Raw genomic sequence first — 15,943 nt, 5'->3', positions numbered from 1 at the left:
TAGCGCTGGAAACGCCCGATCAAACCTCGGGGAAAAAGGATCGCAGCCGTCCTCGGACATAGGTCCAGAGCGTCGGCGCGCCGCGCGCAACCTTCTGGCCGACTCGGGTTTCAAGCTGATCGAAGGTGACGTTGTATTCCGTCCAGGTCCCGCCGCCTGAGGCGATGTTGTGGAGGACAGGCTGCACCCGGTCTAGCGACTTGGCGAAGATTGCGTCGGGGGTCTCGGCCGCCTCGAACTCTTCCCATAGGGCGCGGAGGTCTGTGCCTAAATCTGCGGGAAGCAGACCGAAAATACGGGTTGCCGCTTGCGCTTCGGCCTCGGCGATCTCTGCGGACCCATGGGCCGCGCCGTTCGCGGAATGGATCGGCACGTCGCCGACGTCGATCTCGACCAGATCGTGCAGGATCAGCATTTTGATGACGCGGTCGATATTCACGCTGGGCCCGGCCTGGTCGGCAAGAACGAGCGCGTAGAGCGCCAGATGCCAGCTGTGTTCTCCGGAGTTTTCGCGCCGCGACCCGTCGGCGAGCGTGGTGGCGCGGATCACCTGTTTGAGTTTGTCGGCCTCTATCAGGAAGGCGAACTGGGCGTCGAGCCGGTCGGTCATCCCTGCGGGTGCGTGGTTGCAGGAGCGGCTTCCGCCGTGGGTTTGGCCTTGGATGCGCGGGCTTTCTCCAGCCGCGCCTCGAGATGCTCGCGCGCCCGGGCCGAGGCGCGCTGTGCGCGGATGGCGGCCATGTAGGCTTCCTGGAGGCCCGAAGACGAGGCCTCGACGATCTTGTTGACCTCGTTGACGATCGCCTCGTCGCCCAGTTCCTCGACCGCCTTCAAAACGTCCTCGGCCAGCGCGATTCCCAGCTCTTCGGTCGACGGCATGGTCTTACCTCGTCTGCTCGCCAAGGCGGCGCTGGACATAGGCCTGCACGGTTTCGATCATCGGGTTCATCTGGGTTTCGTCATTCTCGAAGAAATGCCCGGCACCTTCCACCTCGTGATGTGTGATGGTGATGCCTTTCTGTTCGCGCAGCTTTCCGACCAGCGAATGCGTGTCCTTCGGCGGCGCCACGCGGTCGGCGGTGCCGTTGATGATCAGACCCGAGGAGGGGCAGGGCGCGAGGAAGGAAAAGTCATACATGTTGGCGGGAGGGGCGACAGAGATGAAACCGGTGATCTCGGGCCGCCGCATCAGAAGCTGCATGCCGATCCATGCGCCGAACGAAAACCCCGCGACCCAGCAATGCTTGGAGTTCGGGTTCATTGCCTGAAGGTAGTCGAGCGCAGAGGCCGCGTCAGAAAGTTCGCCGATGCCCTGGTCATATTCGCCCTGGCTGCGGCCGACGCCACGGAAGTTGAACCTGAGGACGGTGAAGCCCAGTTCGTGGAAGGCGTAATGCAGCCGGTGTACCACGCGGTTATTCATCGTGCCGCCGAACTGAGGGTGCGGATGCAGGATGATCGCAATCGGCGCGTCGGGCTGTTTCTGGGGGTGGTAGCGGCCTTCCAGCCGACCCTCGGGGCCGGCAAAAATCACTTCGGGCATCGCTTGTCTTCTCTCTGGCGGGGCCTTTGCCGTCAAAATGGCATGGCCATTCTTGACGATTTTGCTCAGGCACCCTAGAATTGTTCTAAATACCGGCGGATGCCGGTGACCGGGTGGAAAGGAGTTAAGCGGCCTTCTGCCCGTCGTCAATGTCTTTGCGGGGCAAAAACTGATGAAACTCTCGACCAAAGGGCGGTATGCGATGGTGGCCTTGGCCGATCTGGCCACGGTCCGCGAGGATCAGCTGACCTCGCTGGCCGAGATCTCGAAGCGTCAGGACATCTCGCTCCCGTATCTGGAGCAGCTTTTCGTCAAGCTGCGCCGGGCGGGGTTGGTCGAATCGGTGCGGGGGCCAGGGGGCGGCTACAAGCTCGCCCGTGATCCGGTCGAGATCCGGGTGAGCGAGGTTCTGGAAGCGGTCGATGAGACGGTGAGTGCGTTGCACACGGGCGCGGGAGCATCGGGTGGTGTCTCAGGCAGCCGGGCGCAGTCGATGACCAACCGGCTGTGGGAAGGCCTGTCGGCCCATGTCTACGTCTTCCTTCACCAGACGACGCTTTCGGATGTGATCGGCAATACGCTGAAACCCTGCCCGGCGGTGCCCGCGCTGTTTCAGGTGGTCGACGAATGATCCTGTCTGTTCAAATTGAGGCGCGTTCCGCGCCACGCGTTTTTTCTCGCCTCCGCCTGGCGTCTCCGGCTCGGGTCGGCTCCGCCGGGAGTATTTGCGAACAGAAGAAGGTGCGGGCGTGACGGGGCGGGTCTATCTCGACTGGAACGCGACGGCGCCCTTGCGGGTGGATGCAAGGGAGGCCGTTGTCGCGGCACTTGACGCTGTCGGCAACCCGTCTTCGGTTCATGCCGAAGGGCGGGCGGCGAAAATGATCGTCGAGCGGGCGCGCGAGGATGTGGCGGCTTTGGTCGGGTGCCGCGCGAAAGAGGTGGTTTTCACCTCGGGCGCGACCGAGGCGGCAGGGGTGTTGGCCGGGGGTCATGACGTCTATGTCGACCCGACTGCGCATGACTGCCTGATGGCGCATTGGCGGATGGATAGCGCTGCCGAGGGTGGCCATACGCTGGCAATGGGATTGGCCAACAGTGAGACCGGGGTGATCACAGAGCCCCCCGCCAAGGGTGAGGACGGCTATCCTTACGGCGCGCGGCGGGCCGACTGGCTGCTTCTGGATGTTGTGCAGGCGGTGGGGCGGGTGCCCTTCGCCTTCTCCTGGTCAGGCGCGGATTTCGCGATTGTCTCCGCGCACAAGATCGGCGGGCCGAAAGGTGTCGGCGCGCTGATCGTGCGGGATGGGCTGGAGATTGCGACCCTGCGGCCGGGCGGCGGGCAGGAACTGGGGCGTCGCTCTGGGACCGAGAACGTCAGCGGCATCGCGGGGTTCGGCGCGGCGGCGAAGGCGGCTTTGGCGGATCAGGAGGCAGGCGTCTGGAGCGGCGTTGCCGAGTTGCGCGACCGGCTTGAGGCGCGTATTGCCGAGGCTGCACCTGAAACGGTGTTCGTCGGTGGTGACGGCCCACGGCTGCCCAACACGACCTGCATTCTGACGCCGGGCTGGAAGGGTGAGACGCAGGTGATGCAGATGGATCTGGCCGGGTTTGCGATTTCGGCGGGTTCGGCCTGTTCATCGGGCAAGGTCAAGGCAAGCCGGGTGTTGAAGGCACTGGGTTATGACGAGGCAGAGGCGGCTTCGGCCATCCGCGTCTCGCTCGGACCCACGACGACGATGGATGAGGTCGACCGTTTCGCGGAGGCCTGGATCGCGGCACGGGCGCGGCAACGCGCGCGAGCTGCATGAGGAAAGACGCGGAACGCATGGAAAACGAACAGGAAAAGATCATGGCTCAGGGCGAGACGGTGGAACTGGAAGTCCGCGAGGGCGTGGACCGCGAGACGGTCGAGGCGGTTCAGAACATGGGCGCCTACAAATACGGCTGGGAAACCGAGATCGAGATGGACTACGCGCCCATCGGCGTGAACGAGGACATCGTGCGCCTGATCTCGGCCAAGAACGAAGAACCCGAGTGGATGACCGAGTGGCGTCTGGCCGCGTTCCGCCGCTGGCAGGAGATGGAAGAGCCGCGCTGGGCCATGCTTAATTATCCCGAGATCGACTACCAGTCGCAGTATTATTATGCCCGGCCGAAAAGCATGGACGTCAAGCCGAAGTCTCTGGATGAGGTTGATCCGAAGCTGCTGGCCACTTACGAAAAGCTCGGCATCCCGTTGAAAGAACAGATGATTTTGGCCGGTGTCGAGGGCGCGGATGAGGCGCCTGCCGATGCCCGCAAGGTGGCCGTCGATGCGGTCTTTGACTCGGTCAGCGTAGGTACGACCTTCAAGGAGGAACTGAAGAAGGCGGGTGTGATCTTCTGCTCGATTTCGGAAGCGATCCGCGAGCATCCGGAACTGGTGAAGAAGTATCTCGGCTCGGTCGTGCCGCAATCCGACAACTTCTTTGCGACGCTCAATTCGGCGGTTTTCTCGGACGGCTCGTTCGTCTACATCCCACCGAACACCCGCTGCCCGATGGAGCTTTCGACCTATTTCCGCATCAACGCGGAGAATACCGGCCAGTTCGAGCGGACGCTGATCATCGCCGACAAGGGGTCTTATGTCAGCTATCTGGAGGGTTGCACCGCGCCGAAGCGCGATGTGGCGCAGCTTCATGCGGCCGTCGTCGAAATCGTCATCCTTGAGGATGCCGAGGTGAAATACTCGACCGTGCAGAACTGGTTCCCCGGCGATGAGGAGGGCAAGGGCGGCATCTACAACTTCGTCACCAAGCGCGCCGATTGCCGGGGCGACCGGGCGAAAGTGATGTGGACTCAGGTCGAGACCGGTTCGGCGATCACCTGGAAATACCCGTCCTGCATCCTGCGCGGCGACGATAGCCAGGGCGAGTTTTATTCAATCGCCATCGCCAACAACATGCAGCAGGCCGACACCGGCACCAAGATGATCCATCTGGGCAAGAACAGCCGCTCTCGCATTGTTTCAAAAGGGATTTCTGCCGGTAAGGCGCAGAACACCTATCGCGGTCTGGTGACAATGCATCCGAAGGCCAAGAACAGCCGCAACTATACCCAGTGCGACAGCCTGCTGATCGGCGACCAGTGCGGGGCGCATACCGTGCCGTATATCGAGGTGAAGAACAACTCTTCGCGCGTGGAGCATGAGGCGACGACCTCTAAGGTCGATGACGATCAACTCTTCTACTGCCGCTCGCGCGGCATGGACGAGGAAGAGGCGGTGGCGCTGGTGGTCAACGGCTTCTGCCGGGAAGTGCTGCAGGCGCTGCCGATGGAGTTCGCCATGGAGGCGCAGAGCCTTGTGGCGATATCGCTTGAGGGGAGCGTCGGTTAGTGTTCGGTCTTGGACATGGGAGGGGGCCGGTTCAGGAACCCGCCGATGCGTTTGACAGCCGCCACACGAGCGGTGTTCGCGAAGCCATTCAGGCTGCCGCAGTGATCTGGATTGGCGGGACGATTTTGTTTTCTTCCGTCGAATTGGCGTGGCTGCCTCGGTTTGGCAAAATCGGGCTGGTTTTGTCTCTCGGTGCTGGTGCAGGGCTGCTCGTCGCCCGCTGGGTCCGGAAGCTGAACACTCCGGTTTCTGCGTGGCAACACGGGGTTGCTTTCGCGAATTTGGATGCGACCGACCCACGTAACGGAAACGGTGAGGCCGTGCGCGCGGCGCGTGAAGCAGAGACCCAGAAGCAGCTTGCCCGACAAAAGGCCGATCTGATCGCACGTTTGCAGGCCGAAAAAGAGGGAAGGGAACAACGATGATCGTCACAACCACCCCTTCCGTCGAAGGAAAAACCATTCGCCAGTACCACGGCATTGTCACCGGCGAGGCAATCCTTGGTGCCAATATCTTCCGCGATCTGTTCGCGCAGGTCCGCGATATCGTCGGTGGCCGCTCGGCCGCCTATGAGCAGGAACTGGGCCGGGCGCGGGAAACCGCATTGCGCGAGATGGAGGAGCGGGCGGTGGCGATGGGGGCGAATGCCATTGTCGGCGTCGACTTGGACTATGAGGTGATCAACAACATGCTGATGGTCTCGGCATCGGGCACGGCGGTGAGTTTATCATGACCGCAGAGAGGCAGATTGGGCATTGTTCGCCCCTGGGCGACAGAAGCGCCGTTACGTCGTCATTGACCCTTCTGGCGGCCGTAAGTGCCCCGAAAAGCGCATCTTTCGCGCCTGATTTCCGCCTTGAATCTTTCTCATCCTGCCGCGCAAAGGGAAGAAGACCGGGGTCACGGAATGTCCATGCTGGACCATCAGAAAACCGCCTTTGCCGAACGCCTGAAGCGGATCGAGGCCGGGAAGCAGTTCGAACATGCAGACCTGGTGGGTCAGTCGACGCAAAAGAAATTCAACAAGATCCTCAAGCAGCGACCGAAGCACCAAAAGCGCACGTTCGCGGACAAGATGATGGTTTTGCTGGCCTTCCTGTCCGGTATCTCGGCGGTTCTGCTTGGCCGGGTGATCTATTTCAACATGTCCAAGCTCGAAGGTCTGCCGAAGGCATTCTACGATCTGGAGCAGCGCGGCATGCTGCTGTTCGCGCTGGTTCTGGCCGGTGTCCTGATGGTGGCTTTCCACCTCTTCACCCGTCAGCGTTTCCCGGCGCTCATCGTCGGCTGTCTGATGATGCATTACGGCGAGGCCGCCGTGGCCTCGAATGCGCAGGGTATCTGGGCGCAACTCTTCTCGGCGGACTATGCCGCCGCTCTGGCCGAGGAAGGCAAGGACTATCGTCTGACGCCCGCCGGCTAGACTCACCCACATCTGAAATCAGCGCGGCCCGGGCCTTTGGCCCCGGGGCCGCCTTTGCCGTTTGAAAGGACAAAACATGCTCGAAATCAAGAACCTGCACGTCAAACTTGAGGAAGAGGACAAGCAGATCCTCAAGGGTGTGAACCTGACGGTCGAGGCCGGGAAGGTGCATGCAATCATGGGGCCGAACGGGTCGGGCAAGTCGACCTTGTCCTACGTGCTGTCCGGCCGGGACGGCTATGAGGTTACGGATGGCGGTGCGACGCTGGAAGGCGAGGATCTCTTGGAGATGGAGCCTGAGGAGCGGGCGGCGGCGGGGCTGTTCCTCGCGTTCCAGTACCCGGTCGAAATTCCCGGCGTCGGCAATATGACTTTCCTGCGCACCGCGCTGAATGCACAACGCAAGGCGCGCGGCGAAGAGGAAGTCAGCGCAGGTGAGTTCCTGAAGCTGGTCCGCGAAAAGGCGAAAACGCTGAAGATCGACGCTGAAATGCTGAAGCGCCCGGTGAATGTCGGCTTTTCGGGCGGCGAGAAGAAGCGCAACGAGATCCTTCAGATGGCCGTCCTGGAACCGCGCATGTGCGTTCTGGATGAAACCGACTCCGGACTTGATGTCGATGCGATGAAACTCGTCTCGGACGGTGTGAACGCTTTGCGTGATGCGGGGCGGTCTTTCCTCGTCATCACCCATTACCAGCGGCTTCTCGACCATATCAAACCCGACGTCGTCCACATCATGGCCGATGGCCGCATCGTGAAGACCGGTGGGCCGGAACTGGCGCTTGAGGTCGAAAAGAACGGCTATGCCGATATTCTGGCGGAGATGGCCTGATGGCGGCGCCGATGCGAAAGGATCAGGCGCGGGTCGAGGTGACCGAGGTGCGGATTGCGTCGCTGGACCTGCCGAAGAGCGGGTTCACGGCCGTGGCGCGCGCCGAAGCGGTGTCGCGTCTGCGGGAGATGGGCCTGCCGACCCGGCGGGATGAGTACTGGAAATTCACCGATCCGGCCTCGTTGATCGCGGCCGAGGCGCCGAAGGCAGCGTTGTTCGACGGAAAAGAACCGCAGCTTTTCGGCACCGTCGCCAGTGTCAAGTTGGTCTTCGTCGATGGCGTCTTTTCCGAATGGGAATCGGACGATCCTGCCATGGCGGGTGTCGAGATTTCGCGGCTGGCCGAGGCGGGCAGGGCGGATATACATTGGGCGCAGGACCTTTACGGCGTTTTGGAAGCGCGCGGGCAGGACCCGGTTGCCCGTCCGCTGGCGGCGCTGAACACCGCCGCTGCCAGCGATGGCGTGCTGATCCGCGTGACCGGGCAGGCGTCAAAGCCCGTGCATCTGGTCTATCGCCATGCGTCCGAGACCTCCGACGCGGTTTTGCACCATTGCGTGAAGGTCGAGGAAGGGGCCGAGATCACCGTGCTGGAAACCGGCCCTGCGGCGGCGCGGTTCAACAAGGTGATGGAAGTGGATATCGCCAAAGGCGGCAAGTTCCACCATGTCCGCGCGCAGGGCCGCGACCATGAGCGCCGTGCGATCACACATATCTTCGCACGCGTTGCCGAAGAGGCGAGCTTCAAGAGTTTTACGCTGACCGCCAATGGACAGATGACCCGCAACGAATGCGTGATCGACATCGCGGGCGACGACGCGGTGGCCCATGTCGCGGGGGCGGCCCTTGGTGACGGCAGCTACGGCAAGTTCCATCATGACGACACGATCTTTATCACCCATGACGCGGAGCGTTGCGAAAGCCGGCAGGTCTTCAAGAAGGTGCTGAAGAACGGCGCGACCGGGGTGTTCCAGGGCAAAATCTTGGTTAAGCCGGGCGCGCAGAAGACCGACGGTTATCAGATCAGCCAGTCGCTTCTCTTGGATGAGGACAGCCAGTTCCTCGCCAAGCCGGAGCTGGAAATCTATGCCGACGATGTCCAGTGCTCGCACGGCTCCACAACCGGCGCCATCGACGAAACCGCGCTTTTCTACCTGCGTTCGCGGGGCGTGCCGCGTGAGGATGCCACCGCGCTTCTGGTGCTTTCCTTCCTTGCCGACGCGATCGAGGAGATCGAGGACGAGGCATTGGCTGCCGAGATCGTCGAACGTCTGGAAGCCTGGCTGGCACGCCGGAAGAAGTAATGGCCGTCACCGACGATATCGTTGCGACCTATCGCGGACCCCGCGTCGTCATGCGCCGCCTGTTGCAGGGCGAGCGGCATGAGGCGCGGGCACTGACCTATCTGATTGCGGCGTTGATCGTGATCTTCGTCGCGCAATGGCCGCGCCTTAGCCGGGCCGCCCATTTCGCGCCGGATGTGCCGCTGACCCAGCACATGGTAGGCACGTTCCTCGCCGCTCTGGCGATGATCCCGGCCTTTTACCTGCTTGCGGCGCTCGGCCACCTCGCGGCCCGTGCCCTTGGCGGGCGCGGCGACTATTTCAGCGCGCGCATTGCGCTCTTCTGGGCGCTTCTGGCGGTCACGCCGCTGATGTTGCTGCAAGGTATGGTTGCCGGCTTTATCGGGCCGGGATTACAGGCGACGCTGGTCGGCGTGATCGTCTTCACAGTCTTCCTGTGGTTCTGGGTATCAGGCCTCAGGGTCGCGGAATTCGGGGGCGGAGAATGACCGGCCTGCCCGCCCTCGTCACCGATCTGGTGATGGAGACCCTGCGGTCGCCACGCGAGGCCGCCCGGCGGATCATTGCGCTCGACCCGCCGATGGAGGCGCGGTGGATCGGCCTCTTGCTGGTTTCGGTACTGGCACTTCTGGAAACCCGGCTTGGCGGTCTGGTCCTGCCGCTCGACGATCAGCCGCCGATCTTCGCGCTTGCCGCCGACCCCGTGCTCGGCGTGCCGTTTCAGGTCTTGTCGCAGCTTGTGATCGCGACCGCCATTGCTTGGATCGGTCGAATCTTCGGCGGGACGGGCAGCTTTGCGGATGCACTCCTCCTGATCGTCTGGCTCGAATTTATGCTGGTTCTTGCCCAGGCGGTGCAACTGGTCGCGCTCGTCCTCGTGCCGCCTGTCGGCATGCTCATCGCCTTTGTGGCCATCGGGCTCTTGATCTGGCTACTTGTTCAGTTCACCGCCGCGCTACACGGCTTCACCAACCTCGCCCTTGTCGTTCTCGGCATGGTGGTGAGTTTCCTCGTGATCATCACGATCCTGTCGATGGTACTGATCATGTTCGGCGTCGCGCCGCCGGTTGAGAAAGGCTGATCCCATGTATGACGTCGAAAAGGTCCGGGCGGATTTTCCCATCCTGTCGCGCGAGGTGAACGGCAAGCCGCTGGTCTATCTCGACAACGGCGCCTCGGCCCAGAAGCCGCGCGTCGTGATCGACGCGATGACCCATGCCTACGAACATGAATATGCAAACGTTCATAGGGGTTTACACTACCTATCTAACCTCGCCACAGACAAGTACGAGGCCGTGCGCGGCATCGTCGCCCGGTTCCTGCACGCGCCCGACCCCGAAGAGATCGTCTTTACCACCGGCACGACCGAGGGCATCAACCTTGTGTCCTATGCCTGGGCCGCGCCGCGGATGCAGGCGGGGGATGAAATCGTGCTAAGCGTGCTGGAACACCACGCCAATATCGTGCCCTGGCATTTCCTGCGCGAACGGCAGGGCGTGGTGCTGAAATGGGTCGAGCCGGAACTGGACGGCTCGCTCGACCCGCAGAAGGTTCTTGATGCAATCGGGCCGAAGACGAAACTTGTCGCGGTGACGCAGATGTCGAATGTCACTGGCACGTTGGTCGATGTCGCCGCGATCTGTCGGGGGGCAAAGGAGAAGGGCGTGCCGGTCCTTGTCGATGGCTCGCAGGGCGCCGTCCACCGGCCCGTCTCGATCCCCGAGATCGGCTGCGATTTCTACGCGATCACCGGGCATAAGCTCTACGGGCCGAGCGGGTCCGGCGCGATCTGGATCGCCAAGGAGCGAATGAAGGAGATGCGCCCCTTCCTTGGCGGCGGCGACATGATCCGTGACGTGTATCGCGACACCGTCACCTACAACGATCCCCCGATGAAATTCGAAGCAGGTACGCCCGGTATCGTCCAGCAGATCGGCATGGGCGTGGCGCTGGAATATCTCATGGGGCTCGGCATGGAGAACATCGCTTCGCATGAGGCGAAACTCGCGGCCTATGCGACCACGCGGTTCAAGGGGCTGAACTGGCTCAACATCCAAGGCGACGCACCTGGCAAGGGTGCCATTTTTTCGATGACGCTTGAGGGCGCGGCCCATGCCCATGACATCTCGACCGTCCTCGACAAGAAGGGCGTCGCGGTTCGTGCAGGCACCCATTGCGCGATGCCGCTTCTCGATTTCTTCGGCGCTACCGCGACCTGTCGTGCCTCGTTCGGCCTCTACAATACCAAGGCCGAGGTCGACAAACTCATCGAGGCGCTGGAGCTCTGCCACGAGCTTTTCGCCTGACACGGCATTTGACCGAAGGCAAAATTCGCGATTGCGGGCCGGGCATCGTGCCGTTATATCCCACCAACAGGCACCCGTAGCTCAGCTGGATAGAGTGCTGCCCTCCGAAGGCAGAGGTCACAGGTTCGAATCCTGTCGGGTGCGCCACCCATTTACACCATGATTTCAGGTTGTTGCCCCGCGCAGTGGCTCGATGCGCCGATTCAATCTTTTATTGCGCTTCAGCGGCGATCCGGGTTTCAACCAGTTTGCGGAACCGCATCGCGCCGGCATCCAGACCGAGGTTGAGATGCGGGGAGCGTGGGGCCTTCATGCCGCGATGCACCTCTTCCAGCACATCCTTGTCCTCGTTGAATGCCATCGTCGCGCCTTCGAACATGCGGCGTGAGACGTCCTCGTCATCGGCAAGGGCATTGCGGTGCTGGAACCAGAAATAGAGTGTGTGATCCGCATCGATTGGCGTCATGAAATTGTAGGAGAAATTCACGAAAGCCGTCTGGGGCAGGGCGTCATCGTCGCCTCCGGTGCCTGCGGGTGTATAGATCGACTTGTTGATTGCGATCGACGGTACGCGGCATTCGTAGTGTTGCTTGCGGTCGCAATGCCCCTCGAACCCGATAAACTGCTGGTAATAGGGCGCAGCGGGACGGTCCGGGATCCAGCGCCAGACAATCACACGATCTTCGCCTTCGGTGATCTCCAGTGGTACATTGTCGGTGCCCCCGCCTGCGAAGGAGGTCAGGTGAACCCATGCCACATGGCTGGGGTCAAGAAGATTGTCGGTTATCCAGAGATAGTTGCAGGCGATGTCGAGCGCACCGCGCCGGGTTTTGCCCCAGCCGGGATTATCGTAATTCGGAATATCTATCAGTTCGGCAATGTCGGCCTTCTCCGGTGCGCCGGGCCAGATCCAGACGAAGCCGTATTTCTCGATAATCGGATAGCTTTTCACCCGCGCCCGCTTGGGAATCGCGCCTTCCTGCGTCGGCGCCGCGACGCAGGTGCCGGTGCCGTCAAAGGTCAGCCCATGATAGCCACAGACGACCCGGTCACCTTCGATCTTGCCCTTGGAGAGCGGCAGTTTCCGATGCGGGCAGGCATCTTCCAGTGCGACAGCCGTGCCGTCGGCCTTGCGGTAAAAGACGATCTCTTCACCAAAAAGCCGAAGCGGTTTCAGCGACTGGTCGAAATCCTCGCTCCGGCCCGCAACGTACCAGCAATTTCGTGGATATTCGCCTGAGAACATCGCATCCTCCCGCCATGGATTTCGTTGAACCGCGTCACGGCAACTGGTTTATCGGTACTAAAGCTGTTGCCCGGCAAGCAAGGAGCTTCTGGTGAAAGACCGCATCGACATGCATGCCCATTTTTACGGTGGCGGCCTGCAGGACATGCTGCACGGCCGGACCGCGCGCCCCTATCTGCGCCACCGGCCGGACGGGTCGCAGGGCATGGTCGCGATGAATGGTGAGTTTCCGTTCAAGCCCGATTATTTCGATATCGTCGTGGGCCTTACTCAGATGGATCAACAGGGACTTACCCACCGTCTGCTGACGTTTCCGGGGGCGCTCGGGCTGGACGTGTTGCCCGCCGAGGAGGTCGCTCTGGCGATTACTGCCTTCAACACCCATCTCGCCGAACTTCATGGAGCGACCGGAGGGCGCATTTTCGGCCTTGCCGGACTGCCACTTACCGATCCCGAACTCGCGGCGCAGGAGGTGCGCCGCATTCGCCGTGAGTTGCGTCTGCCGGGCATCATCCTGCCGTCCAACTATTTCAACTCGGTCGCCGAGGCGAAATCGCTCGCCCCCGTCCTGTCGGCCGCGAACGAGACAGGCTGTCACATCATGCTGCATCCGGGCCTGAAGGCGGGCGAGGCGCCTCCGGCGCCGCCGGACGACTTCGTTCAGTACCGCACGTCGGCAGTGGCATTGCAGGCCCAGGTGTCGCAGAATGTCCTGACGCTGATCCTGTCCGATATTCAGGACCTCTGGCCCCGTCTCAGCTTCCAGCTTGTCAATCTCGGCGGGACACTGCCGTTCATCCATGAGCGGATGGAAGCCATTGCGCGTCACCGAAACCCTGACGCGCCTTTCCCGACGGCCCGGCTTCGCAATCTCTGGTATGACTGCGCCTCGCTCGGCCCTCGCGCAGTTGAAGCGGCGGCTGGCCTTTACGGGGCGGACCGTATCTTTCTTGGTTCCGATTATCCGATATTCTCCGACAACCCGTATGAACGCGCCCTTTCCCCGGCACGCCTTGACGACGCCGACAAGGAAAGGATTGCAGGCGGCAATGCCCGCGCGCTTCTCGAAGCGATGACCGATGGGTGAGAAATAGCGGGCCTGGAGATCAGGCATAGCTGGCTCGCAGCGCTGTATCGCTGATGCCGACGTCCCGTGCGGGGTTTTCGAAGGCGGCCGCTGCGCAGGGATAGCGCGCCAGAATGTCCTCCCCGCCCGGAACGCGGTCGGGGTATAGCCGCCCGTCCTCCCAGACAGCGACACCGTCGACCCGGATCGTCGGATCGAGGACGTTCCAGGATATTTCACCCGGGGCGTAAGCGCCGCAGGTGTGGAAATGCAGGATGCGCGGATTGCCAAAGGCGCCGCCGCTCCAGCGCAGGAAATTGCTTTCGACCGGATGATTGAACGCGCAACCGGGATGAATGCCCGCATGCCAGGAATGCACGACGTTGCGGTCGATCCCGAAGCGCGCGGCAATGTCGTCGTAATGCGCGTTTGCCGCGGCCACGGCCTCTGGCGCGCCACTGAAACCGTTCAGTTGTCCCCGCGTAAAATGTGCGATCAACCGGCCAGAAAGCTGGCGGCCATAGGGTTCGTAGTAACGCGAGCCGGTACCCATCAGGAAACCGGCCATCGCAACGCGGCCCGTGAACTCGGCGGCGGGAACCGGGGCAAAGACCGACATCGGGAACCGGACGATGGTGACATCCTGCTTCGGTTTCTTGTGCCAGCCGGGGCCGGGGCCCGTGAAATCGGTTCCGTTGGGGCAGGTGACATGAACTTCGCGCGCCGTGGCGAGGTGCTGGTCGATTGCCGTCTTCAGGGCGGTAAAGGCATGGTAGTGGGCGGTTCCGAAGGGCGACGTGAGCATGTCCATGTCCAGCGCATAGCTGACCACTGCCCGGCTGCCGCTCCGCAGATCGCGGAACCTGACCTGATCGCCGAGCCGCGCGAAAAAGATCGTGCAGTCGGATTCGGATATCAGTTCTGCGATTTCATCGTCGAGGTCTTCGACCGCATCTTGAAACGGGACGGAGCAGAGCGTCGTCCTTATGCCCCGTTCCCGGGCCATGCCGGCGACGGCGGGGGCCAGGCAATCGTCATAGTATCCGCCGCCTTCGGTCTCGCTGATCACAATCAGGCGGTTACCGGTCTTCAGACCGGCGCAATGCGACAGGAGATTGGCTGCGGCCCGGTCAATCGGCCTTTCCCCCAGTGTCATTTGTGCCTCCGAAGGTTCCCCGGCTTTATTGTTGCCGCGGCAGGCGGGTCGGGCAATTTCGCTTGCATAATGCTATCCATTAGACAAACTAATAAAATGCGCGCACTTCCCTTTCCTTCCCTTCGGGTTTTCGAGGCCGTATCGCGGTTGAAAAGCTTCAGCCGTGCGGCGGAAGAACTGGGCATGACGCAAAGCGCGGTCAGTCAGCATGTCAAAGCGCTGGAGGACTGGACGGGCCGCACCCTTCTGTTGCGCGGATCGCGCCAGTCGTCGGCAACGGCGGACGGGCGGCTTCTGGCCGAGGCGATTTCTGACGGGCTTGGACTCATCACCGGTGTGGTCGATCAACTCCGCTCGGCCCGCCGGTCTAATGCAACGGTCAATGTCGCGTGCCCGCCGGGTTTTGCGGTCAACTGGCTCTTTCCCCGGCTGATCAATTTTGATCAGGACCATCCGGATATCCCGGTATCGATCTGGACCCAGACCGGCATCGGGGTGTTCGAAACCGGCGGCGTCGATGTGGCCATCCGCTATGCCGCTTCGAAACCGACGGGATTCCATGCCGAACGGTTGATGGGCGAGAATGTGTTTCCGGTCTGTGCGCCGACGCTGCTGACTACAGGGCAGGGGATCGCGACCACCGCGGATCTGGCGGATCACACCCTGCTTGTCGATGTCCACGGACCCGCTCGGGCCCGACCGCCCACCTGGGACTTCTGGGCGGATGAAACCGGGCAGACGCTGCCGCGCCCGAGCCGAATCAGACGCTTTGGCCAGTCAAACCTGTCGGTACAGGCCGCGATCCAGGGGGCAGGGGTTGCGCTCGGCCGTGAACCGCTTGTCACCGATGCGCTTGCCTCAGGCACACTCGTCGCGCCGCTTTCCCACATAGCCCGGTCGAAATTTTCGTACTGGTTTGTCTGCCCGCCGAAATCGCTGGAAGTGCGCGAAATCCGCGAGTTCCGCGATTGGCTGCGGCGCGAAGCCTCAACCCCGACCGGTCAGGCGGGTTGAGGATCAGAGCACAGGCTGAACAACTCGCCGGGATGTTTGAGGTCTGCAACCGTAATGCAGCCAGCCTTCGATACGGTCGTACGGCCGAGCCGAAGCAGGGCATGTCCGACCGCAACCTTCAGACCTTCCGCATCGGCGGCATCTGCACAGACCGCGCTGATGTCGTGGTGGACTTCGGAAAACGGCACATGCTCTAAAAGCCAATGGTTCGGCCCATAATGCAGGAACGGCCTTTCAGCCGCCTCTGGCACGGCTTCAAGGTTGATCCAGCGGTCCTCCAGTTGAAAGACCCGGTCATCGGCCCAGTGCCGGCACCGGATGTGCAGCGCCTTCTGTCCCGCTTTCAAAGCGAAAGCGGTGACAACCGCCGCTGGAGGGACTGCTTTTTCGCGCAATAGACGCTCGTAGCGGTAGACGGCGTTTCGGGCGAAGATTTCCTCGTCCACCCGCGCGATCGAAAGTTGAACCCCCCTGCTGGCGCGGGTGGCAACCCGTGTGCCCGCGCGCCTGCGGCGTTCGACGTAACCCTCATCCGCAAGCTCGCGCATGGCGCGGTAAACAGTGAGACGGGCGCAGCCGAACTCTTCGGCCAGGTCCGCGTCATTCGGCAGCGGATCGCCAAAGGCAAGATCGCCCGACCGGATCCGGTCCAGCAGGGTGGTTTTCACGGCTTT

The 15,943-nt window shown here is 62.1% G+C and carries 19 protein-coding genes and 1 tRNA gene; 14 read left to right on the top strand and 6 right to left on the bottom strand.

Going from position 1 to position 15,943, the window contains the following annotated elements:
* Positions 1-19: 19 nt before the first annotated feature.
* The 3 genes from OEZ71_RS12390 to OEZ71_RS12380 are packed head-to-tail and all read right to left on the bottom strand — an operon-like array spanning position 20 to position 1,543.
* Positions 20-610, bottom strand: coding sequence for an HD domain-containing protein (locus OEZ71_RS12390; RefSeq protein WP_263740301.1), 591 nt, complete (start codon positions 608-610; stop codon positions 20-22).
* Positions 607-879, bottom strand: a complete 273-nt coding sequence (locus tag OEZ71_RS12385) for a hypothetical protein (RefSeq protein ID WP_263740300.1) — start codon at positions 877-879, stop codon at positions 607-609. The genes OEZ71_RS12390 and OEZ71_RS12385 overlap by 4 nt, the downstream gene beginning before the upstream one ends.
* Positions 880-883: 4 nt before the next feature.
* Complete coding sequence (locus OEZ71_RS12380) at positions 884-1,543, bottom strand: alpha/beta hydrolase (protein WP_263740299.1); 660 nt, start codon at positions 1,541-1,543, stop codon at positions 884-886.
* 172 nt (positions 1,544-1,715) lie between these two features.
* Here OEZ71_RS12380 and iscR point away from each other — a divergent pair, with 172 nt between their 5' ends.
* From iscR to OEZ71_RS12320, 12 genes are all read left to right on the top strand, one after another.
* Positions 1,716-2,174, top strand: coding sequence for a Fe-S cluster assembly transcriptional regulator IscR (gene iscR, locus OEZ71_RS12375; protein WP_263740298.1), 459 nt, complete (start codon positions 1,716-1,718; stop codon positions 2,172-2,174).
* A 118-nt stretch (positions 2,175-2,292) separates the two neighbouring features.
* The gene (locus OEZ71_RS12370; RefSeq protein ID WP_263740297.1) at positions 2,293-3,354 is read left to right on the top strand and encodes a cysteine desulfurase family protein; all 1,062 of its coding nucleotides are present in this window, start codon (positions 2,293-2,295) and stop codon (positions 3,352-3,354) included.
* A gap of 41 nt (positions 3,355-3,395) precedes the next feature.
* Positions 3,396-4,922 (top strand): Fe-S cluster assembly protein SufB, encoded by a 1,527-nt coding sequence (gene sufB, locus OEZ71_RS12365; protein ID WP_263740861.1) that lies wholly within the window; start codon positions 3,396-3,398, stop codon positions 4,920-4,922.
* Positions 4,922-5,347: a hypothetical protein gene (locus OEZ71_RS12360; RefSeq protein ID WP_263740296.1), complete on the top strand. Its 426-nt coding sequence runs from the start codon at positions 4,922-4,924 to the stop codon at positions 5,345-5,347. Before sufB ends, OEZ71_RS12360 begins: the two co-directional genes overlap by 1 nt.
* Positions 5,344-5,655, top strand: coding sequence for a heavy metal-binding domain-containing protein (locus OEZ71_RS12355; RefSeq protein WP_263740295.1), 312 nt, complete (start codon positions 5,344-5,346; stop codon positions 5,653-5,655). The genes OEZ71_RS12360 and OEZ71_RS12355 overlap by 4 nt, the downstream gene beginning before the upstream one ends.
* A 180-nt stretch (positions 5,656-5,835) precedes the next feature.
* Positions 5,836-6,345 (top strand): hypothetical protein, encoded by a 510-nt coding sequence (locus tag OEZ71_RS12350; RefSeq protein WP_263740294.1) that lies wholly within the window; start codon positions 5,836-5,838, stop codon positions 6,343-6,345.
* Between the two features lie 76 nt (positions 6,346-6,421).
* On the top strand, positions 6,422-7,177 hold the full coding sequence (sufC, locus tag OEZ71_RS12345) for a Fe-S cluster assembly ATPase SufC (RefSeq protein ID WP_263740293.1): 756 nt from the start codon (positions 6,422-6,424) through the stop codon (positions 7,175-7,177).
* A gap of 11 nt (positions 7,178-7,188) precedes the next feature.
* Positions 7,189-8,481, top strand: a complete 1,293-nt coding sequence (sufD, locus tag OEZ71_RS12340; protein WP_263740860.1) for a Fe-S cluster assembly protein SufD — start codon at positions 7,189-7,191, stop codon at positions 8,479-8,481.
* On the top strand, positions 8,481-8,969 hold the full coding sequence (locus OEZ71_RS12335) for a YIP1 family protein (RefSeq protein WP_263740292.1): 489 nt from the start codon (positions 8,481-8,483) through the stop codon (positions 8,967-8,969). The genes sufD and OEZ71_RS12335 overlap by 1 nt, the downstream gene beginning before the upstream one ends.
* Entirely contained in the window at positions 8,966-9,562 is a 597-nt protein-coding gene (locus OEZ71_RS12330) for a Yip1 family protein (RefSeq protein ID WP_263740291.1), read from the top strand. Before OEZ71_RS12335 ends, OEZ71_RS12330 begins: the two co-directional genes overlap by 4 nt.
* 4 nt (positions 9,563-9,566) lie before the next feature.
* Positions 9,567-10,787, top strand: a complete 1,221-nt coding sequence (locus tag OEZ71_RS12325) for a cysteine desulfurase (protein WP_263740290.1) — start codon at positions 9,567-9,569, stop codon at positions 10,785-10,787.
* Positions 10,788-10,857: 70 nt separating this feature from the next.
* Positions 10,858-10,934, top strand: a tRNA-Arg gene (locus OEZ71_RS12320).
* A gap of 64 nt (positions 10,935-10,998) precedes the next feature.
* Here the strand turns inward: OEZ71_RS12320 and OEZ71_RS12315 are convergent.
* On the bottom strand, positions 10,999-12,033 hold the full coding sequence (locus OEZ71_RS12315; RefSeq protein WP_263740289.1) for an aromatic ring-hydroxylating dioxygenase subunit alpha: 1,035 nt from the start codon (positions 12,031-12,033) through the stop codon (positions 10,999-11,001).
* 91 nt (positions 12,034-12,124) lie between these two features.
* On the opposite strand from OEZ71_RS12315, the gene OEZ71_RS12310 reads away from it, so the two are divergent.
* Positions 12,125-13,120, top strand: coding sequence for an amidohydrolase family protein (locus tag OEZ71_RS12310; protein WP_263740288.1), 996 nt, complete (start codon positions 12,125-12,127; stop codon positions 13,118-13,120).
* A gap of 19 nt (positions 13,121-13,139) precedes the next feature.
* On the opposite strand, the gene OEZ71_RS12305 is transcribed toward OEZ71_RS12310, so the two are convergent.
* Positions 13,140-14,255: a hypothetical protein gene (locus tag OEZ71_RS12305; RefSeq protein ID WP_263740287.1), complete on the bottom strand. Its 1,116-nt coding sequence runs from the start codon at positions 14,253-14,255 to the stop codon at positions 13,140-13,142.
* Between the two features lie 96 nt (positions 14,256-14,351).
* Between OEZ71_RS12305 and OEZ71_RS12300 the strand changes: the two genes are divergently transcribed.
* Entirely contained in the window at positions 14,352-15,269 is a 918-nt protein-coding gene (locus OEZ71_RS12300; protein WP_263740286.1) for a LysR substrate-binding domain-containing protein, read from the top strand.
* Here the strand turns inward: OEZ71_RS12300 and OEZ71_RS12295 are convergent.
* Positions 15,257-15,937, bottom strand: a complete 681-nt coding sequence (locus tag OEZ71_RS12295; RefSeq protein ID WP_263740285.1) for a GntR family transcriptional regulator — start codon at positions 15,935-15,937, stop codon at positions 15,257-15,259. The genes OEZ71_RS12300 and OEZ71_RS12295 overlap by 13 nt on opposite strands.
* Between the last annotated feature and the right edge of the window lie 6 nt (positions 15,938-15,943).

Origin of the sequence: Albidovulum litorale, from assembly GCF_025751495.1 — a bacterium.
GTDB lineage: Bacteria > Pseudomonadota > Alphaproteobacteria > Rhodobacterales > Rhodobacteraceae > Albidovulum > Albidovulum litorale.
Note: the sequence above shows the minus strand (reverse complement) of the source record. Positions and strands in the feature narration are given on the sequence as shown.